Source organism: uncultured Xanthomarina sp., from assembly GCF_963971605.1.
Taxonomy (GTDB): Bacteria; Bacteroidota; Bacteroidia; order Flavobacteriales; family Flavobacteriaceae; genus Xanthomarina; species Xanthomarina gelatinilytica.
Genome location: NZ_CAXATZ010000027.1, coordinates 19,924 through 40,059, shown reverse-complemented (window position 1 = coordinate 40,059; position 20,136 = coordinate 19,924). Strand labels below are relative to the sequence as shown.

16 protein-coding genes are annotated in these 20,136 nt (G+C 35.6%); 11 read left to right on the top strand and 5 right to left on the bottom strand.

Features of this window, described 5'->3' with window-relative positions; all coding sequences use genetic code 11:
• Nucleotides 1-357 precede the first annotated feature (357 nt).
• A complete protein-coding gene (locus AACY93_RS10280) occupies nt 358-765 on the top strand; it encodes a cytochrome c (RefSeq protein WP_287005787.1) in 408 nt (135 codons plus the stop codon).
• A 62-nt stretch (nt 766-827) separates the two neighbouring features.
• A complete protein-coding gene (locus AACY93_RS10275) occupies nt 828-1,004 on the top strand; it encodes a hypothetical protein (protein WP_007651666.1) in 177 nt (58 codons plus the stop codon).
• A 159-nt stretch (nt 1,005-1,163) separates the two neighbouring features.
• Here AACY93_RS10275 and AACY93_RS10270 read toward each other — a convergent pair whose 3' ends face one another.
• Together AACY93_RS10270 and AACY93_RS10265 are read right to left on the bottom strand one after the other, a co-directional pair.
• Nucleotides 1,164-1,871 (bottom strand): response regulator transcription factor, encoded by a 708-nt coding sequence (locus AACY93_RS10270; RefSeq protein ID WP_007651667.1) that lies wholly within the window; start codon nt 1,869-1,871, stop codon nt 1,164-1,166.
• Nucleotides 1,864-2,994 carry a histidine kinase gene (locus tag AACY93_RS10265; RefSeq protein ID WP_287005790.1) on the bottom strand — a complete coding sequence of 377 codons (1,131 nt, stop codon included), beginning with the start codon at nt 2,992-2,994 and terminating at the stop codon, nt 1,864-1,866. Before AACY93_RS10265 ends, AACY93_RS10270 begins: the two co-directional genes overlap by 8 nt.
• Before the next feature lie 219 nt (nt 2,995-3,213).
• On the opposite strand from AACY93_RS10265, the gene AACY93_RS10260 reads away from it, so the two are divergent.
• From AACY93_RS10260 to AACY93_RS10230, 7 genes are all read left to right on the top strand, one after another.
• A complete protein-coding gene (locus AACY93_RS10260; RefSeq protein ID WP_007651669.1) occupies nt 3,214-4,101 on the top strand; it encodes an ABC transporter ATP-binding protein in 888 nt (295 codons plus the stop codon).
• A 2-nt stretch (nt 4,102-4,103) separates the two neighbouring features.
• Nucleotides 4,104-7,664 carry a M1 family aminopeptidase gene (locus AACY93_RS10255; protein ID WP_286854183.1) on the top strand — a complete coding sequence of 1,187 codons (3,561 nt, stop codon included), beginning with the start codon at nt 4,104-4,106 and terminating at the stop codon, nt 7,662-7,664.
• A 256-nt stretch (nt 7,665-7,920) separates the two neighbouring features.
• Nucleotides 7,921-8,112 (top strand): helix-turn-helix transcriptional regulator, encoded by a 192-nt coding sequence (locus AACY93_RS10250; RefSeq protein WP_286854185.1) that lies wholly within the window; start codon nt 7,921-7,923, stop codon nt 8,110-8,112.
• A gap of 16 nt (nt 8,113-8,128) precedes the next feature.
• Entirely contained in the window at nt 8,129-9,727 is a 1,599-nt protein-coding gene (locus tag AACY93_RS10245; RefSeq protein ID WP_286854187.1) for a DUF3578 domain-containing protein, read from the top strand.
• 3 nt (nt 9,728-9,730) lie between these two features.
• Entirely contained in the window at nt 9,731-12,019 is a 2,289-nt protein-coding gene (locus AACY93_RS10240; RefSeq protein WP_286854190.1) for a DUF2357 domain-containing protein, read from the top strand.
• An 81-nt stretch (nt 12,020-12,100) separates the two neighbouring features.
• Nucleotides 12,101-12,355: a hypothetical protein gene (locus AACY93_RS10235; protein WP_286854192.1), complete on the top strand. Its 255-nt coding sequence runs from the start codon at nt 12,101-12,103 to the stop codon at nt 12,353-12,355.
• 123 nt (nt 12,356-12,478) lie between these two features.
• A complete protein-coding gene (locus AACY93_RS10230) occupies nt 12,479-13,273 on the top strand; it encodes a hypothetical protein (RefSeq protein ID WP_286854194.1) in 795 nt (264 codons plus the stop codon).
• A gap of 737 nt (nt 13,274-14,010) precedes the next feature.
• Here AACY93_RS10230 and AACY93_RS10225 read toward each other — a convergent pair.
• Nucleotides 14,011-16,842, bottom strand: a complete 2,832-nt coding sequence (locus tag AACY93_RS10225; protein ID WP_286827630.1) for a pitrilysin family protein — start codon at nt 16,840-16,842, stop codon at nt 14,011-14,013.
• Between the two features lie 100 nt (nt 16,843-16,942).
• Between AACY93_RS10225 and AACY93_RS10220 the strand changes: the two genes are divergently transcribed.
• Nucleotides 16,943-17,752 (top strand): DUF1853 family protein, encoded by an 810-nt coding sequence (locus AACY93_RS10220; RefSeq protein ID WP_286827629.1) that lies wholly within the window; start codon nt 16,943-16,945, stop codon nt 17,750-17,752.
• Nucleotides 17,753-17,760: 8 nt separating this feature from the next.
• On the opposite strand, the gene AACY93_RS10215 is transcribed toward AACY93_RS10220, so the two are convergent.
• Nucleotides 17,761-18,129, bottom strand: coding sequence for a hypothetical protein (locus AACY93_RS10215; RefSeq protein ID WP_286827628.1), 369 nt, complete (start codon nt 18,127-18,129; stop codon nt 17,761-17,763).
• Nucleotides 18,130-18,323: 194 nt separating this feature from the next.
• On the opposite strand from AACY93_RS10215, the gene AACY93_RS10210 reads away from it, so the two are divergent.
• The gene (locus AACY93_RS10210; RefSeq protein ID WP_286827627.1) at nt 18,324-19,160 is read left to right on the top strand and encodes an OmpA family protein; all 837 of its coding nucleotides are present in this window, start codon (nt 18,324-18,326) and stop codon (nt 19,158-19,160) included.
• A 94-nt stretch (nt 19,161-19,254) separates the two neighbouring features.
• On the opposite strand, the gene AACY93_RS10205 is transcribed toward AACY93_RS10210, so the two are convergent.
• Nucleotides 19,255-20,106 (bottom strand): universal stress protein, encoded by an 852-nt coding sequence (locus AACY93_RS10205; protein ID WP_286827626.1) that lies wholly within the window; start codon nt 20,104-20,106, stop codon nt 19,255-19,257.
• Between the last annotated feature and the right edge of the window lie 30 nt (nt 20,107-20,136).

Here is a 20,136-nt window from a genome sequence, read left to right as displayed (position 1 = left end):
GGCTGGTATCAGGTATATGGTCCTAATAAAGTTAACCATTATCTCGCAAATTTCTTCCTACTCTCCTAAATCAGGGGATATTGGAACAATAGACCAAACAAGACTTTTTTATCTAGTCCCTTTTATTATTTTGCCTAATATCATCATTATTCTTTATTTCATATGGAGAAATCAATAAAAAACAAGACAGTGAGTAAAAAATTCATTAATCGTAATTTATAAAATAAAGATATATAAAAAGGCAAAGGTCGCTCACTAATAGATTGCCCTTTACTTAAAATCTAGTACATCTTATAAAATATTAGCTATATTAGTAACAGCTATATTCAAATAGCTTTTCAAAAAATATATTGTAGTATGCGTTTTTTAATAGTTATCTTATTGGTTAGCAGTTGTAAAACTGATAAGAATGCTTTAAAAGAAGTAAAGGATGACTCTAAAGCACCTACGGAATTAAGTCAGGACTCAAAAATATTTCTTGGCAACAGACTCTTTTCTGAAAAAACCTGTATAACCTGCCATGCCATAGATAGCAAACACAAAGCGCCTTCGGTGGTTGAAATCATGCAGGTATACAAAGCCCATGATGCCGATATTGTTGCCTTTTTAAAAGGTCATGCCAAACCAATAGTGGATACCACTGCTAGTCAAGTGGCCATTATGCAAGACAATATTGATGGGTTTTTAAAGAAAATAACCGATGAAGAACTGGATGCCATTGCTACCTATATGATGCATGTGGATGAATTGAGCAAAAAACAATAAGCCAATAATCTGAAATTCCATTTGAAATTTTGTAATTTAAGCAATCAACATAAAAAAACAACATGCAAAACACTTTATACTTCTTAATGATACAAAAATCCACCTATTCACAAAACCCAAGGGACAGTGGTATCGTGGATTTAACCAGACCGTTTGATTTGATTGTTTTTGTTATTTTACCCATAATAATTATCGTTCTTTATTTTATTTGGAAAAAACAAAAAAAACAAGACGAATAAATAATTAGTTGAAATTATAAACCTGGCCCATTGCGATACAAGATTCATGAGCCCTTATTTCTCATAAATGAGAGAGCGGATAAACTTGTTTTATACGATTAGCCAGTGCTGAGCGAAGACGAAGTGTAGGAGGGAAGCACAACTTATGTGGCATGCTAATTAACTGCCATATAGCTTATTGATCCGGCTTTTGTAGGTTTGACCTATGGGTATTTTATGGTCTTTGATTACAATACGATTGCCTTCAATAAACTTAATTTTGCCAATGGAAACCAAAAACGATTTGTGAACCCTTAAATAGTTGGAAGCCTCTAGCAAGGTTTCATAATACGATATTTTTTCATGGCTTACAATCATGTCATCCTCTAAAAACAGTTTGGTGTAGTTGCCATAAGCTTCAATGTACAACAAGTTGTTTATAGCTATTTGATGCTGCTTTTTGTCACCTTTTACAAAGAATTGTTTAGGTTTGGTTTCAGAAGTTGAAACGTCTTCACGTACCGAGTTTGGAGTTTGAATAGTATTTGATACTTTATTTACAGCTGTCACCAATCGATCAAAGCTAAACGGCTTTAAAATATAATCTACAACGTTTAACTCAAACCCTTCAATGGCATGTTCCTTATAAGCTGTGGTAATAATGGTTTTGGGAGGATTTGCAAGCGTTTTTAAAAAATCGAGGCCTTTAAGTTTTGGCATATTAATATCCAAAAACATAAAATCCACAGTGTTTTCGTTTAAAAACTGCATGGCTTCCATGGCATTATAACAATGCTTTTCCAATTGTAAATGTGGTAGCATACCACAAAATTCTTCAATAATTTCATGCGCTAAAGGCTCATCATCTATAATTATGTATTTAAGCATGTTTGGAAATTTTTAAAGTGGATTTATAAATAGTACCTTCTATATAATTATTGAGCTCGTACTTTTTTGGGTAAAGTAAGGACAATCTGCGTTTTAGGTTGGCGAGCCCGATGCCTTTAGTCTGACTCATCTCTTTGGAATCGAAATTATTTTCAATGTTAAAATAGATACTGTCTGCGTCTTCATACAGGTGTATATGTATGAATGCGTTTTCTGAAAGCGTTTCAACACCATGTTTAAAGGCGTTTTCCAATAGAATGATGAATAGTAAAGGAGCTATTTGCAAATTGGGATTGACATCATGCTTAAAGGACAGGTCCACAGATTTTTTATACCGAATTTTGTGCAGCTCCATATAGTTTTTAAGGTATTCAATTTCATCACCCAGTTTTACGGTTTCTTTTTCACCTTCGTAAATGGTATAACGCATCATATCAGATAATTTCAAGATAACATCTGGTGCTTGTTTGGAATTTTTAATGGTTAAAGCATACAGATTATTCAAGGTGTTAAAGAAAAAATGAGGATTTACCTGGCTGCGCAATAATGACAATTCTGTTTTGGATTTTTCTGCTTTTAAGTTTTGAACCCATTTCCATTGTTCAAAAACCCAAACCAAGAACAACACAGGTATGGGTAAAAAGAAGATAAAAAACGGAAGCTCTTCTTTAATTTTCAAATAGGTTTCCAAATCGCCAGAAAACAACCTCAAATACAAAAAATACAAAAATAACGGCGTGTAAATAAAGGCTATTAATGTCCAGTATTTTTTAATGAATGTCGGGATTAAAACATAGGCAAGACCAATCCAGAATCCTATTAATAAGCTAAAGGTTATGGGGTTGTCTGGAACCTTCATGGAGCTATCTATTACTAGCGCAATAAAAAAGAGTGCTACTAAACCTAAAACCCTAAAAACCGTTTTCTTTTTTTCCTTTAGGTAGGTATAATAATGAAAGGGCAAAGCCATGATAATACCCCAAAATATGGCATAAATAACAATCTCAAGGGTTTGGTTTTCAGGCAGAAGAAGGAACCCAATATAATCCAACATATAAAATATGGGAACTATAAGCAACAACCCAATAAGAAAGGCTTTGTATTTTTTTAAAAACTGAAACATAGGTCAAAAATACTTATGTTATCCCGTCTTCACAACTATTTGTACCAACACCATACTTTTTAATATAAACGTGTTCTTTTTTTATATGAACCCCATTTATAGAGGTTTGCATAGTGTATAACAGCATTATAATTTGATTTGTCATCTATACTTTAAGAACCTAAATCAGGTCTGTATGTTTGTGATAACATTTACATCCAATTAAAAAACAAACAGACAATGAATACCTTACAAATTAATAATCTTACCAAGACCTATCCCAATGGTGTCAAAGCATTAAACGGAATTACTTTGGAAATCACCAATGGCATGTTTGGTTTGTTGGGCTCCAATGGCGCAGGAAAATCATCACTCATGCGCACCATTGCTTCTTTACAGGAACCCTCTTCAGGAAGTGTTTTATTTAACAATATAGATGTGGTTAAACACCCTCATGAGATAAGAAAGCAGCTTGGATATTTGCCTCAAGAGTTTGGGGTGTATCCAAAAATATCTGCTGAAAAATTATTGAACCATTTGGCGGTTTTAAAAGGCATCATCAATCATAAAGAACGAAACGCACAAGTCACGGCACTTTTGCAACAAGTGAATTTATACCAACACAGAAAAAAAGCCGTCCATACATTTTCCGGTGGTATGCGCCAACGTTTTGGTATCGCACAAGCTTTATTGGCCAATCCACAATTAATTATTGTGGATGAACCCACAGCAGGACTGGATCCAGAAGAAAGCAATCGCTTTTTAAACCTCTTGAGTGAAATAGGCGAAAACGTTATTGTTATTCTTTCCACTCATATTGTAGAAGATGTAAAAAACCTTTGTCCTAAAATGGCCATACTTGCTGATGGCGAAATTATATCCCAAGGAAATCCTACGGATTTGGTTAAACATATTGAAGGCAAGATCTGGACCAAAATAATTCCTAAAAAGGACGTTGACAGCTACCAAAAAACATATGATGTAATCTCAATAAAACTAGTTTCTGGAGAAACACAAATCCGTGTATGGTCTGAACAGCAACCAGAAATTGGGTTTGAGCCAATCGTACCAAATCTAGAAGATTATTATTTCGCCACATTGTATAATCACAACAATTTAAAAGGCTAACCATGTTTAAAAAAATAGTACAATTCGAAGCTTTTTATCAATTAAAACAACGTGCATTCCCCATATTTGCCCTCTTGTTTTTGGCATTGGGTGTGTTTGTTGGCCGTCAAGGTCATGCACCAACTGGTATTCATTTTAATGCGCCCTTTCAAGTGTATTTTTATACCAGTCTTTTTACTTTAGGGAGTGTTTTTATCATTATGTTTTTTGCTGTAAGTGCCATGCTTCGAGACAAACAGCACCAAATGGAGCCTTTAATATATAGCTCGTCCATTAAAAAAAGCCATTATTTTTGGAGTCGTTTTTTAGGAACGTTCATGTTTAGTGTTCTGGCTTTTACACCTTTTCTGTTAGGGTATTGTTTAGGGCTACATTTGTCTAATTTAGATACGGAACGCATAGCGGATTTTAATTGGTTAACCTATATTCAGCCCTTTCTGTATATGGTAATTCCCAACATTTTTATCTGTTCAAGTATCATCTTTTCTGTGTGTACGCTAACCAAAAACAGTACGGCAACCTATGTGAGTGCAGTGTTTGTTTACACACTTTATTTTGTGAGTTCCATCTTTTTAAATTCGCCATTACTGGCACAAGCAGTTCCGGCTTCCCCAGAAAGCATGGCTATGGCTGCTGTAGTAGACCCTTTTGGAATTGCTGCGTTTTTCGAGCAAACACAGTATTGGACACCATTTCAAAAAAACACACAGCTACTGTCTTTTTCAGGCTTGTTTCTTTTAAACAGGGTTGTTTGGATGCTTGTTGCCTTGGTAGTGCTTTGGGCTACCTATCAATTGTTTTCATTTAGAAAACTGACTAAAAAAGTTAAAAAAGAACCTAGCATAAAAAATGAAGAACAACGGCCAGTAGCATATAAAACAGTCAAGACATACTATCATTTTAAGGGACAAAGTTTGGCTTTTTTATCCTTGTTAAAAATGGAATTAAAACATGTTTTTAGAAGCTTGCCATTTATTGCTGTGCTCATTATGTGGCTTTGTATTGTTTTTTCGGAATTATATGCAACGGTTGTTAGTGGTGGTGAATATGGTGTACCCATATATCCGTTTACCAATCAACTCATAAACCTAATTGTGGATCCCTTAAGCATTTTTAGCCTAATAGTAATCATCTTCTATAGTTCAGAAATTGTATGGCGGGAGCGTAGCTTAAATTTTAATAGTATTATTGATGCCACTCCAGCAAAAAATGGAGTGTTCTTTCTTTCAAAATTTGCTGCCTTATTACTGTTACCTATCATCTTGATAACAACAGGGATTGTAATGTGTTTGGCATTCCAAATCAGTTTGGGTTATTCAAATTTTGAATTCGGTTTATATGCTTCCCTGTATTATCATTACGGCCTTCAGTTAATGGTATTTTGCATGATAGCCTTGTTTGTCAATAGCTTGGTTACAAATAAATACCTGGGCATGGGTATCTTCGGACTCATGGTGCTTTTAAGTTTTAAATCCAACCTAATAGGGCTGGAGCATCCATTAACAAGTATAGGGTATCTGCCAAGGTTACAGTCCAATAACATGGATGGTTTCTATGCCGTTTCCAGCTTATTCAATCATCTCGCCATATATTGGTTCGCTTTGGGATTGCTCTTGGTCATCATTTCTTTTAAAATATGGAATAGAGGCGTAGTGGCTACGTTTTCCCTAAAATGGAAACAGTTAAAACAGGATTGGTCCAAACTGCAAAAATTGGCTTTTGCATGTTTTACACTGTTATTTATGGGCTCTGGAAGTTTGGTGTTTTATAATACAAATATCGTGAATGATTATGTAACGCAAAGCGAACAATTGGATTTCCGTGAGAACTATGAACGACAATATAAAAAATATGATAGCTTGGAAAGCTTGGTTCGTACGGCTGTAAAAACAGAGGTTGCCATCTATCCAAAAGAACGACGCTATACGGTTAAAGCGCATTATATGTTGAAAAACAAAAGTGAGGCACCTGTAGCAGAATTATTCATTACAGAACGGATCCCGTTAAAAAGCATTCGAATGGAAAATGCCAATCTGGTGTTTCATGATAGCGTTTACCAAACCTATTTGTTTAAGTTCAACAATCCATTGCAGCCTAACGATTCGGTAGCACTTTCGTATCATCTGAAGCATGAATTAAAAGGGTATGAAACAGATGTTTCCATAGTAAACAATGGAACGTATATCAATCGTTTTAGCAATTTCGAACCTGTTTTGGGCTATACTTCCGGATTGGAAATCACGAATCATATAGAACGAAAAAAGCGAAATTTACCAGAACGTGAAGCAGAAAACAATTCAGATGCACATATGGTCATGGAAGACATCAAATTTGAAAAAGTAACTTTCGAAACCATCATATCAACCGATAGGGACCAAACTGCCATAAGTTCGGGTCAGTTACTAAACCAATGGACTGAAAACGGCAGGAATTATTTTCACTATAAATCAAAAGATAAAATCATGCCAGCCATAGGATATTTTTCAGCAAACTATAAAACAAAACAAGTAGTGCACAACGGCATTTCCATAGAACAATATTACGATGCAAATCATGATTTTAACATCAAAGACATTGAAAACAGTGTCAAAGAAACATTAAACTATTGTCAGGAACATTTTGGAACCTACAATTTTGATTATGTTAGAATTGCAGAAGTGCCTGCACATTGGCCCTTTGGAGGCTTTGCGCATCCAGGTGTTATCAGTATGGTAGAGGATATGCTGTATTTAAAAAATGTTAGCCATCCAGAAACCTTCAACTTGGTGGCAAAACGAACCATTCATGAAGTAGCACATCAATATTGGGGGCACACCTTAACGGCAAAACCAGTGGCAGGCGCTTCTTTGTTTGTTGAAGGATTTGCAAAATATACAGAAGCCGTTGTTATGGAAAAACTATTTGGTAAAAGTGCCATTTATCAATTAAATGAAAATGCCAGAAGCAGATACTTTTCTGGGCGTTCGTTTGCAAACACTATAGAACCACCAGTTTATAAAGTATCAGGACAAGGTTATATTTCTTACGGAAAAATGTTAACCACATTGCTTGCCTTAAGGGATTTGATAGGTGAATCAAAGCTAAATCAAGTTATAAAAACAATAACAGACAGACACAGAAATAGCAATAAGTTGGAAGCCAATACCATTGAGTTTTTAAACGAGGTTTACAATGTCACACCGCAAGAACACCATGTGTTGGTTGATGATTGGTTTAAACGTGTCATTGCCTACGATTTAAGTTTGGAAAAAGGGGCTTACCGTCCATTGGAAAATGGAACCTATGAAGTTTCGGTGATTGTAAAAGCAAAGCGTTTTCAAACTTTGGATACAGGGGAAATTAAACAAATCCCCATTAATGAGCCTATTAAAATGGGGGTTTTTAATACGCATCAATCCAAAATAAAGGATGATAATGCACTGCTGTACTATCAATCGCATACCATCAATAAAGAAGAAACAGAAATAAAACTAATTGTTAACCAAGTGCCTAAATACATCTCTATAGATCCATTTGGAACACGTTCGGATGAGAATGTTGTAGATAATACTTTTAGGTTTTAACAAGAACCTTTCCTGTCAACAAGCAGAGAACCTCATATGTCATTCATATTTGAGTTGATAAGATTAGGTGTACTCAAACTTTAAAAAGAAAACATACAGTCAAGCCCTTTTTCCAAAACTCAACCAAAAAAATAATCGTTTATATACTCATTTAATGAGATATTAAATTATTATTCCTATTTTGCGGACTGAAACGTAAGTTCGACTTGACCATTGAAAAATGAATAACAACAAGTCAATTAAACAATTCAAAAAAATGAACCGAATAAAAGAGGTTTTAGAAGAAAAGGGAATCAAACAAATCTGGTTGGCTGAACAATTGGGCAAGAGCTATAATATGGTAAACTCCTATGTGCAAAATAGAAGGCAACCAAGTATTGAATGCCTTTATGACATTGCTGAAATATTAAAAGTAAGCGCAAAAGAACTTTTAGTTGAGGATGAGTAACAAATAGATTTTAAAAATGGGGTATAGTGAACAGTTAGAGTTGTTTCTTAAACAAGCCAAGACAAATAATCTAAAAACAAAACATTTTAAATCAGAGTATTTAGACACAACGGTTAAGGTAAGTTTCGGACAAGGCAATACAGCGAGAATTCCTTGGATTTCTTTTTTAAAGGAGCCAAATACTACTAGTAAAGGTATATATCCCGTGTTTCTATATTATAAAGAATTTGATTTATTAATTCTAGCATACGGAATTAGTGAAACGAATGAACCTGAAATGGTTTGGGAAAATAATTCTAAAGAAACTATTAATGAATACTTTAAAAGAACCTACAATCAAAAACCTGATAGATATGGTGCATCATATATATTCGCTGTTTATGACTTAAATAAAGAATTAAATAAGAATAAAATTAATCAGGATTTAAAACAATTAATTTCAGAGTATAAATCCATCAGAATTTCAGAACTGACCAAAAAGCATATTGAACCAATGAATCACGAACCATTTAACATCAAACATTTTCAAGATTCTTGCAAAAATGCAGGTTTAGTGTACTCAGATAAACTCATTACTCGATTTGTGAGTTCCCTTTTAACAAAACCATTTATCATTTTAACCGGTTTATCAGGTTCTGGTAAGACCAAATTAGCTCAAGCCTATGTGCAATGGATTTGTCAGGAAGAAAGTCAATATCGCATTATTCCAGTAGGTGCAGATTGGACCAATCGAGAACCGTTGCTTGGATATCCTAACGCATTAAAACCTGAAGAATATGTAAAACCAGATAGTGGGGTTATAGACCTCATTTTACAAGCAAACGCAAATCCTGAACTTCCTCATTTCCTGATATTAGACGAAATGAATTTGAGTCATGTAGAACGATATTTTGCAGATTTCCTAAGTGTAATGGAATCGAATGAAGAAATTCCACTTTATGCTGAGGGTACAGTGGATAATGGCGTTCCTTCAAAACTGAAAGTGCCGACAAACTTATTTGTTATAGGTACCGTAAATATTGATGAAACAACTAATATGTTTAGTCCAAAAGTTTTAGATAGAGCCAATACCATAGAGTTTCGCATTAATAAAACCGAAATGGAAGGTTTCCTTAGCACAGCAAACAGCCTAAATATGGAAGCTTTGTTAGCTGAAGGAGCTAATATGGCTCAAAACTTCATCAAGCTTTCAAACAACAAATTATTCATCACCAAAGATCTGGATGAAATTAAAGAAACACTGCTTAATTTCTTTGGCGAATTACAAAAAACAGGTGCAGAGTTTGGTTATAGAAGTGCTTCTGAAATTCTAAGATTGATTAATCAATTAGATACATTAGAAAATAATCTTAAAACTTCTGATAAGATCGATATTGCAATAATGCAAAAGCTGTTACCAAAGCTTCATGGTTCAAGAAGAAAATTATGTCCTATTTTAGAAACCTTAGGTGGTTTTTGTTTAACTGAAGACTTAAAGGTGGTTAAGGATGTTTTTGAGAAAGATGATTTTGATTACTCTAGTGATCAAGTGCTTTACCCTTTGTCTTTAGAAAAAATTGCAAGAATGTACAAAGGAGCAGTAGATAATGGATTCGCAAGTTATGCTGAGGCTTAATTCATGAAAGAATTTTCTGAAATAGAAATAAACTTAGATTCTGTTCAAGAAGGTTTGAAGCTTTGGATAAGCTCCAAAAGAGAAGGAACCTTATTTGATGGAATCGATACTGCTGTTGATAACAATGAAGCTCGTTTTCAATTGATTGAAGGTTGTTATTATGACTATGAAATTAGTGATGACAATTACAAACTAGAAGACATTGGTGAGAATATCATTCAAGAACATAAACGCCACTCAAACATTGGCACAATCTCACCGAATATATTTGTTGGAACACTAGAAATTCCTTTGATAAAAAAGGTAAATCAAGAAAAGTGTAAATCAATTGAATTAGAAGTTCAATCTATTAAGTCTGGTTATCGAGATGATTACAGAGACATGCTTGAACTCATTACAGAGAAATGCACCGATTTACTGTTACAATCTAATTCGCCAGTTTCTCATCATTTTGATGTAGACTATTCAAAAGATAGTCAAACATTATATCAAAAATTTGCCTTCATTAAATCAATAATTAATTCGGCAGAGTTTAAGGATGCTGTACATAGAATAGTGACAGCACCAGTAACTAAGTGGTCTGACGCATTTGAAGAAAAGGATGTTAGAAGCGTAAGAAGGTTCACAAATACCACCGTAAAAGAATTAGTAAAAGGAGGGAAAAGAACAAATTTACCCAGTGGTCATTATTTAAAAAGTTATGGTATCAAAACACTTCCTGAAAGAATTAATACTGTCCGTAAAACAGATTCAGTTGATACACCAGAAAATCGTTTTATAAAACATGCTTTAGAAACATTCTTAAAGTTTTGTTCTGACATTAACAAAGCTGCTGATAAAAATTCGAAACTTGATTCCGAGTCAAAAATATTAATCAGTGCATTAGAGACTCAGTTACAACATTCTGTTTTTAAAGATATTTCCAGACCAAACACTTTAAAACTTAATAGCCCAATCCTTCAAAGAAAAGAAGGTTATAGAGAGGTTTTACGAACATGGCTAATGTTTGAACTAGCAGCAAAATTGATTTGGCAAGGTGGCGAAGATGTATATGGTGCAGGAAAAAAGGACATTGCTACACTTTATGAATATTGGCTCTTCTTTAAACTGTTAGACCTATTTCAAGAACTCTTCGATATAGACCCTAAAGATATCTCTGAGTTGATAGAGGAAACGGATAATGGCCTAAATATTCGAATAAAACAAGGGAAATTTACTGCATTAAAAGGTGTGTTCAATGCAGTCACTAGAAAACTAAATATTCAATTTAATTATAACCGTTCATTTAATGGGAGAAAAAAATATCCTGATTCAGGAAGTTGGACTACCACATTAAGACCGGATTACACCTTGTCTATTTGGCCTTTTGGAATTTCTGACGAAGAAGCTGAAAGACAAGAGTTAATAGTGCATGTTCATTTTGATGCCAAATATAAAATAGCTAATCTAACTGATTTTATCGAGCAGAATACTGCAAAAGATTTAGATGAAGAAAAAACTGAGAACAGAAAAGGAATTTATAAAAATGCTGATTTAATTAAAATGCATGCTTATAAAGATGCCATAAGGAGAACAGGTGGTGCTTACGTTTTATATCCAGGTGATAAATCAATAAATAGAAAAGGGTTTCACGAGATTATACCAGGATTAGGTGCTTTCCCTGTTCGACCATCGAAAAATAATAGTGGTATTGGGGAGCTAAAAGCTTTCATTATAGAAATTATAGACCACTTTGTTAATAGAGCTTCTCAACGTGAAAAAATTGCCTTTAGAACATATGATGTTTACAAGAATGAACCTAATAAAGAAGATGAAGTTAAAGAAGAATTACCTGAAACATATGGTAAAAACCGTAATTTAATACCTGATGATACGCATGTACTAGTGGCTTTCTACAAAGACAAAGTACATTTGGATTGGATTATAAAAAGTAAATTATACAATGCTAGAGCTGATTCCAAAAGAGGCTCTCTAAGGTTAGGTCCAGGTGAAGCTGGTGCAAAATATTTGTTATTACATTCTAATGGTGAAACTAAAACAAGTCGATTGCTTAAAATTACTGAAACAGGTCCTCGTGTATTTTCAAGAAAGACATTAATTGATAAAGGATATCCTTCTGTACCTTCCCAAGAATATTATTTAGTATACAAGGTTGAAGAGATTACAGATGTTGAGTTGCAAAATCAAAAATGGGACATAACCAATTTAGATAAAAATAAGCAAGGAAGAGGTTCTGCTTTGCCATTTTCTGTAACAATGACTCAATTAATGAAAGTAAAAGTGAATAATTAACTAAAATAAATTCAATCACCTTACAATCTTAAAAAATCCTTAGTTTCAAATTATCAAAGCCTAACATAAACAAAAAAAAACATGAAAGACTACAGCACCAGTAAATTAGAAAGTTTATTGTTTCGGGCAAAAAACGCAATACTAACGGCCAAAATGGAATTGAAAGAAATTAGGGATGGAGAAGAAACCATGCTTAGTAAAGAAGCCTGGGAAACCATTTTGGCGCAAAGCCACAAAGAGCAAATTGAAATTGAAAAAGAATTGTTATTAAGAGAAACTCAAGCAAATAATGCTAACGAAGATGACGAATTTTTAGATAGCATCATCAAGGGCTAAAATCAAATCAAAAATCGAATAGCAAAATCCTATTCATCTAACCAACAACATCTTAAGCCACTTTTTTTTTATACATTTAATTTTTTTTACTATCTTAGACTGTCCTAAACACCTAATAACCAAATGCCTAAACAAAAAGGGATCATAAAGCTAAAAGGTACCTTAAACGGGGTGTGTTACTACCCACTCAAGGGTGTGTACATTAAGCGTAAAGCCACTGGGCCTTCCAGAGAGCGCATCTACAACGATCCCGCATTCAAAACGGTTAAGGCAAACACCCAAGAGTTCGGTGGGGCTTCTAAGCTCTCAAAAGCCATCAGAACCGGTATTTTGGAAACAACCAAACAGTTTCAGGACCCCACAATGTCTAGTCGCCTTACAGGCACCTGTTACAATATCATCCAAGAGGGGAGTGGGATCCCTGGAAAAAGGGAAGCCAACCTGGCAAACAACCCACAAGCCCTCATAGGTTTCAAATTCAACAAAAACCTGGCTTTGGATAATATATATACGGCAAAACCAATTATTACCAATAAAAAAAACAGACGGATCATTACGCTTAACATCCCAGAAAGTTCCAAAAAAAACCTAAAAAAAATACCTAAAACAGCTACACATTTCCAACTTATTGCAGCCTTGTCTGTGGTATCTGGTTACAAATGCCGACCAAACCAAAAAGCATACAGACCTATAACACCAAAACACAATGCCTTGGGCACCACTCAAAAAACCCAGCCATTATTATGTAAAATAGAACATAAAAACCTTCAAATAACACTCGAAACCCCTGTAAAAACAGCAGTTTCCAAACATGCATCCCTAGTGGTTTGGTTCGGTATTCAATTCATAAAACAGGAAGGAAAACAATATTATTCCCTAAAAAACAGCAAGGTTATGCAGTGTGTCACACTGCTTTAAACCCTTATAAACAAAGACTTTCTAGGGGGTTCACCCGTAGCTGCTTCGGGTTAACTTCGGGTTAACCTCGGGTCTAAGCCGGATAAACCCCGGGTAAGAGCTGCCTCAAACACTCAAATATTCCATAGGAAACCAAAAGGACAAAGCATCTCCATACATGCCTTTAATTAACAAAAACTGACTACAGCTAATGTTTTTAAATCTAAAGATATCTTAAATCCAAATCCTTGAGAATCGCGTATTTGAAATTTTATTGACCCAAGTTCTGAATATTAAAAAAATACAGCAATTTAAATAAACGTAAAACTAACGTTTAAATAACAATTATTAAAGTTAGCGTTTTGATTTCCTTTTACATAATAGTTGACGATATGAGCCTAAATGCAATCATATCTACAATTATATAAAATAGTCCAGCTATACGGAAACAGCAAACAATACATTTGCACTATAATTTATATTATGTAAAATAGAATATTTTGAAACTACCTCCTAGAACTAGCTATAAACTAAAAAGCATTCTTTTTATAAGAATGCTTTTGCTTAGTATTATATGGTTTTACAAACCCCATTATTGTTTTATGTCCTTAAATGCTTCTCTCATGTAAAGATCTTACCAATACTTGAGCCACATTATCCCGCGAAATCTGTCCTTGTGTGTTTAAGGATTTTGATAATTGAATTTTACCAAGACCTTTGTCAAAACAAAACATTGACTCAAACCGTTTAAAGGAACACTATAAGCGATTTCCATGGATATCCAGTTCTACAACAGGCTTGCCCAATTTTTTTACTTCGAAAAACTGTGTGGCCTTATCACCAACCACCACATATATCATCTCCCGTTCGTTGATGTGTTTGTTGATGATATTTTTATAGTCCTCCAAGCTCATGGCTATTAATTCGTCCTGCTCGTCCACCAAATAACTTGTTTTTTTATAATATTTACTTAGCTCGGTTAAAATATTCAGTTTAGCGCCCAAACTTTCATAAGCTGTGGTATTGGCTTTTAGGATTTTGTTCTTGGTTATGTCCACCTCTGTTTCGGTAAAGCTTTGGCCATAATCCCTTAACATGTCTTTAATGATCTTCAAAGATTGCAAGGTGGCATTGGCCCTAACGCTGGTTTGTACATAAAATGGTGCCATTTCTTCACTGGTGGCCAATCTGGAATAGGCCCCATAGGTATATCCTTTCTGGATACGAAGGGTTTGAAACAGTCTGCCACTGGAACCACCTCCTAAGATTTCGTTGGCATACTGTAGGTTATTGGCTTGTTCATCGCTACTGGATAAGGCCAATGTTCCAACATATATTACCGATTGCTTGGCATCTGGTACATCTATAAAATATAAGGTTCCTTTTTTGCCTAAAGCTGCAATGGGTTCTTTTGGAAGTTCAACAGGCTCCCCAGTCCAGTCCTGAAGTCCTGCCAAAGCTTGTTCTGTCTCAGCTTTACTGATATCACCAGCTATATGAAAGGCAGCCTCTTTAGGTGACAGATACTGATAGTAGGCTTTTAAGTCGTCCATACCAATGTTTTTGATGCTTTCCAAGGTGCCTGATCCGGCTGTTCCAAACCTATGCTGCTCACCATATAACAGTTTGTGCATGGCCAAATTGCCAATGGCATTTGGGTTGGCCTCTCTCCCTTTTAAGCTGGTTTCCAAGGCCTGTTTCAACCTGTTGAATTCATTTTCGTCCCAACGAGGTTCCAGAATAATCTCTTTTACCAAGGCCATGGTTTCGTTAAAGTTTTTAGACAAGCATGATCCAACAATATGTAGGTCTTCCTTACTGGAATAAATAGTAATGGAGGCGCCAAGTAAACCTATGGCTTCTTCCAATTCGGCAGGGGTTTTGGTGGCTGTACCTTCCATGAGTAAGTCGGCAAACAGGTTTGCTACGCCTTCTTTGCCTTTCGGATCCAATAATTCGCCACCTGGTATACGGATATCAAATTGTACCAAAGGCACCTCCTTGTTCTCAATACCATACATGCTCAATCCATTGTTTAAGGAACTTTCCCATATCTCTGGCGATTTAAACAGAGGCAATTCCCCAAAAGGAGGTTCGCTTCTATCGTGTTTGCTTGGGGTTTTTTCGTAAACAGCCTCTTCCCCTTGGCTTACCTCTTCGTTGGCAACACCTTGTACCACTTCTTCTTTCCAAACGGTGGCTTCTTGACTATTTTCAACAGCCAATTGTTTTTGGCCTTTTGGAACCACACTGGTCATAACATAGTTTCTGCCTTTCAGGTATAATTTGTACACACGCATCACATCATCGGCCGTAACGGCATTGGTCAATTTGGCTGTTTGTGTAATATAGCTAGGGTCTCCACGAAACTCGTTGTCTTGTGCCAGTTGAAATGCTTTGTTCAACACCGTACTGACCCCTTGGTACAGTCCGGTTTCAAGCTCAGCTTTAATACGTTTTAGGTCGCTAGGGTTCACACCTTCGGTTTCAAAGCGTTTCAAGCCCTCATCAATGGCTTTTTTAACAGCATCCAAATCGGTATTTTCATTGGCCCTAACCCGAATGATAAACTCCCCTGCAATTTCATTACTGGATTGGTAAGTGCTGATGGCTGGTGCCAATTGCGCTTCCTCTACCACCACTTGGTATAAAGGTGCTTTTTTACTTCCACTTAGTAATTGTCCTAAAATGTTTAAGGCATAAACATCCTTGTGATATTCTTCTACGGTTGGAAATACCATGCGCAATTCTGGGAGCTTGGCAAAGTCGTCTTCAAAATACAAACTTTTGGTTTCCCCTAAGTACACTGGTTGGGCTATCAATTTTTCAACCTCTGGACCATTTGGGATTTCGCCAAACCACTTCTCTACCAATTTTTTGGTTTCTTCTATATCTATATCCCCAGCTATCACCAAAGTGGCATTACTGGCACCATAGTATTTTTTATAAAAGGTTTTAACATCGTCTATGGTTGCTGCCTGCAAATCTGGTAAGGCGCCTATTACGGTCCAACTGTAAGGATGGCCTTCTGGATAAAGGTTTTTTCGTATAATCTCATCGGTATAGCCATAGGCAGCATTGTCCACACGCTGTCTTTTTTCGTTTTTTACCACCTGTTTTTCACGCTCTAATGCAGCTTCTGTTACCGTATTGAGCATGTAACCAAAACGATCGGAATCTATCCAAAGGATTTTTTCAAAAGCATCCTTAGGCACAACTTCATAATACACGGTTCCATCGCTCCAGGTACCACCATTCCTACTCCCTCCCCATTCTGGAATGAGTTTTCTATTGGCACCAACCGGCACATTTTCGGAATCGTTAAAACTCATATGCTCAAAGAAATGTGCAAAACCTGTTTTACCAGGCTCTTCCCTATTGGAACCAACATGCATCATGGTAGCCACCGCAATCAATGGATCGCTGTGGTCCTCATGTAAAATGACCTCCAGGCCATTATCCAAAGTAAATTTTTCGTAATCAATTTTAAATTCTGGAGCTTCAGCAATTGCAGGTTCCTCTTTTTTATCTGTTTTACAGGATAGCAAACACACGATAAAAACAAAAGCTGCTAGTTTTAAATATGTCATGGTATTGATGCGTTGGTTATTAAAGCACTTAAAAATAAATACTTTTGGGAAACTTGTATTTAAATGAACTGTTAAACTTTTGAATTTGTAAATTGCCACCATGCCAAAGAACGCTGTCCAATTACAATACGAAGCCTATGTAAATACCCCAAAACTGTGGTGGAACAACTCCGTTTATGGGTTGGAACAGTTCTCTCTTACAACAGAAACATCCATGCCTTTTTCAGATCCTTTGCCCAAAGGCATCCGTTTGGGTAAACGTGTGGAGCAGTTTGTGTTTCATGAGTTACGGCAAGTGCCACAGCTAAACTTGGTGGCTCAAAACCTGCAAATACAGCAAGAAAAACATACTTTAGGTGAAATAGATGCCTTAATGGTGAAGGATGGTACAGCCATTCACCTGGAAATTATCTATAAGTTTTATGTGTATGATGAGACTGTTGGCTCTTCTGAATTGGAACATTGGATAGGACCCAATCGAAAAGATAGTTTGGTAGAAAAACTGAACAAATTGAAACACAAACAACTACCACTGCTCTACCATCAAGAAACCTTGAGATACCTAAACACCTATCAGTTGGATATCTCAAACATCAAACAACAGGTATTGTTTAAAGCCCAATTGTTTGTGCCTTATAAACACACACAAGCCGAATGGCATGAGATCCATCCAGCTTGTATCATGGGCTATTATTTAAAACAAGGGGATTTAATTGACTTTAAAGATTGCAAATTTTATATCCCCAAAAAGGCCAATTGGTTACTACAACCACAAATTGATGTGTCTTGGCTTAGCTTGGATGCTTTTTCAGATAAGATGATTGTTTATTTTGAAAATCAACAATCTCCCATGGTGTGGATAAAGCATCCCAAGGGTCGTATGGACAAGGTTTTTGTGGTTTGGTGGTAACAGCTTTTTTATCTTTTCTTGTCCACTGTAGTTATGGGTTGAATGCTTGGTTTTACACGTGTGTACACTTGCATCTGGTTTCTGGTTAAAATGTCTTTCATTTCTTCGGTTTCCTGATCCTGTAAAAGATACAAGGCTTCCAATTCGTCCCTACCTTCCAATGTGTTTTCAATTTTTTCCCTTCTTATAAGGAACTCTTCCAGTTTGATTTCAAAAACCTTTAACTGATCGGTATTTAAAGCCAATTCGTTATTGTAAGCCAAACTTAGTGATTTTACCTCCTCATGCAGGCTTCTATCAGGTTTTTGAAGCATGGGATCCTGTGCAAACACAGTTGTTGTAAGAACCATTAAAATAAGTGTGAATATATGTTTCATAATATTTGTGTTTTAATATAAAATAAGGCTTAAGCACTTAAAAATCAAATAATTAATATTTTTTAACACTTCTTAGCGCAGCTGTTCAAAGCTTAGAGCGGATTTTGTTAAATAAATGATAAAATATCCCCACGGAACGTCTAAGGCTAGTCTGGATGCGTAGATAGTATAAACCCAAAACTTAAACTATAATTATGAAAAAACTTTCAATTTTATTACTAACCGGAGTATTACTATCAGCCTGTGTTTCTAAAAAGAAATACGTTGCCTTAGAACAGGAAAACGGGGAAATTAGAAGCGAGTTACAGAAAACCCAAGTCGCTAAAGAAGATTTAGAAGCCAAGTTTGATGAAATTCAGGCACGAATAGATACTTACAATTCCAAAATAAATTCCCTCACCGAAGAAAATGATGCCAAGATTGTAACCGTTGGCGACGACTTAGTGATTTCCAATGATGTAAGAAAGCAAATGGAAGCCACATTGCAACATGTCGATCCAAACGAGTTGGCTCAAGCTCAAACACTTAAAGACTCCATGAACTTGGCTGTAGGTTACAATTTGCGTCAATCCATGGATACCTCCAACATGAATGTAGATGAGGATATTGCTATTGATATTAACGAAACTGTGGTAATGATTTCCATATCAGATAAAATGTTGTTCAACTCTGGTAGCTATCGTATTAGCAGTAAAGCCGATGCCATTCTACAAAAAATAGCGGATGTTATCAATTCTGAAGAAAGTTTGGACGTGATGGTAGAAGGACATACAGATAACAAAACCATGGTAGCCAATGCATCGGTAAAAGACAATTGGGATTTAAGTGTGTTACGTGCCACTTCCGTAGTTAAGAAATTGCAAAAGGATTATGGTGTGGCCCCTGAAAAGCTGATTGCAGCCGGAAGAAGTTTTTACCAACCTCTAGTGGATAATGACACCAGTGAAAACCGAGCTAAAAACAGACGTACACGTATTATTATCCTACCAAACATCAATAAGTTTTTTGCCCTAATGGCCTCAAACGAATAAAACAAGCCTCTTATATTATATTAATTAGTCCAAAAAAAGACGTTTCCTATAGTAAGGAAACGTCTTTTGTTTTGTTACAGAACCCAATCAAATATTATAAACTCTCATGATTGAAAATAATTAGTGGCACATTCAAATGACTGCTAATGGACTTGCTATTGCTTCTATTGAACAATTTCTCAAAGAAACTTCGTTTCTTATTGATGATACAGAGCATTCCAAGTTTTCTACTTTCACTAAATACCCGAACCCCCAACTCTACCGAAACATCTGTTATGTAATAAAAATCCACTCTTAAAGGTTTTAAGGTCATTTCCAAAGCCAATTTGTTGGCCAATAAATCTGGGCTTAGGTTTGTGCTTTTATTGGTGATGTGCACAGCAGAGATGATAGCGTTGTGTGCCATGGCAATTTCTTTTAATAAGTCCAGATCGTCGCCATAATTTTCTATACTCAAATCGGTTGCAAAACCAATTTCAGACAGATCCATACTGCTAAGGGCATTTTGTGGCACAGCAATAATTGGGCAACTTTGTTTGTTGATTAAGTTGGCCGTGTTGCTACCAATGGTCATTTCCTTGATACCACTGGCGCCTTTGGTCCCTAAAATAACAATATCGATTCCCAGTTTCTTTACAGTGGAGGTAACTGCATCCAAAAAGTAATCATGAACCAGTAGCGTTTCAAATGCATGATTGCTGTTTTTAGGAAGTTCTTGAATTTTTTGGAGCTCTTTTTCCAATTCCATTTTAGATTCATTATTTCTAGAATTTAAAATGGCTTCATTGGCTCTTCTGGATGAAACAGAAGATGGTGCAGATACCAATGGCTCAAGCGAGTGCATAATGTAAAAGGTACATGGCTCGTTTTTAAATAAGTTTAAGGCATAACGTGTCGCTTCCCAGGAATTTGCAGAAAAGTCTGTTGGCAATAATATCTTTTTCATCTCTATAAAATTTAAAGTAGAAAGATATTA

Excerpts from the sequence above, each read along its gene's own strand:
- AACY93_RS10280 (WP_287005787.1), top strand. The coding sequence starts at position 358 with ATGCGTTTTTTAATAGTTATCTTATTGGTTAGCAGTTGTAAAACTGAT.
- AACY93_RS10275 (WP_007651666.1), top strand. The coding sequence starts at position 828 with ATGCAAAACACTTTATACTTCTTAATGATACAAAAATCCACCTATTCA.
- AACY93_RS10270 (WP_007651667.1), bottom strand. The coding sequence starts at position 1,871 with ATGCTTAAATACATAATTATAGATGATGAGCCTTTAGCGCATGAAATT.
- AACY93_RS10265 (WP_287005790.1), bottom strand. The coding sequence starts at position 2,994 with ATGTTTCAGTTTTTAAAAAAATACAAAGCCTTTCTTATTGGGTTGTTG.
- AACY93_RS10260 (WP_007651669.1), top strand. The coding sequence starts at position 3,214 with ATGAATACCTTACAAATTAATAATCTTACCAAGACCTATCCCAATGGT.
- AACY93_RS10255 (WP_286854183.1), top strand. The coding sequence starts at position 4,104 with ATGTTTAAAAAAATAGTACAATTCGAAGCTTTTTATCAATTAAAACAA.
- AACY93_RS10250 (WP_286854185.1), top strand. The coding sequence starts at position 7,921 with ATGAACCGAATAAAAGAGGTTTTAGAAGAAAAGGGAATCAAACAAATC.
- AACY93_RS10245 (WP_286854187.1), top strand. The coding sequence starts at position 8,129 with ATGGGGTATAGTGAACAGTTAGAGTTGTTTCTTAAACAAGCCAAGACA.
- AACY93_RS10240 (WP_286854190.1), top strand. The coding sequence starts at position 9,731 with ATGAAAGAATTTTCTGAAATAGAAATAAACTTAGATTCTGTTCAAGAA.
- AACY93_RS10235 (WP_286854192.1), top strand. The coding sequence starts at position 12,101 with ATGAAAGACTACAGCACCAGTAAATTAGAAAGTTTATTGTTTCGGGCA.
- AACY93_RS10230 (WP_286854194.1), top strand. The coding sequence starts at position 12,479 with ATGCCTAAACAAAAAGGGATCATAAAGCTAAAAGGTACCTTAAACGGG.
- AACY93_RS10225 (WP_286827630.1), bottom strand. The coding sequence starts at position 16,842 with ATGACATATTTAAAACTAGCAGCTTTTGTTTTTATCGTGTGTTTGCTA.
- AACY93_RS10220 (WP_286827629.1), top strand. The coding sequence starts at position 16,943 with ATGCCAAAGAACGCTGTCCAATTACAATACGAAGCCTATGTAAATACC.
- AACY93_RS10215 (WP_286827628.1), bottom strand. The coding sequence starts at position 18,129 with ATGAAACATATATTCACACTTATTTTAATGGTTCTTACAACAACTGTG.
- AACY93_RS10210 (WP_286827627.1), top strand. The coding sequence starts at position 18,324 with ATGAAAAAACTTTCAATTTTATTACTAACCGGAGTATTACTATCAGCC.
- AACY93_RS10205 (WP_286827626.1), bottom strand. The coding sequence starts at position 20,106 with ATGAAAAAGATATTATTGCCAACAGACTTTTCTGCAAATTCCTGGGAA.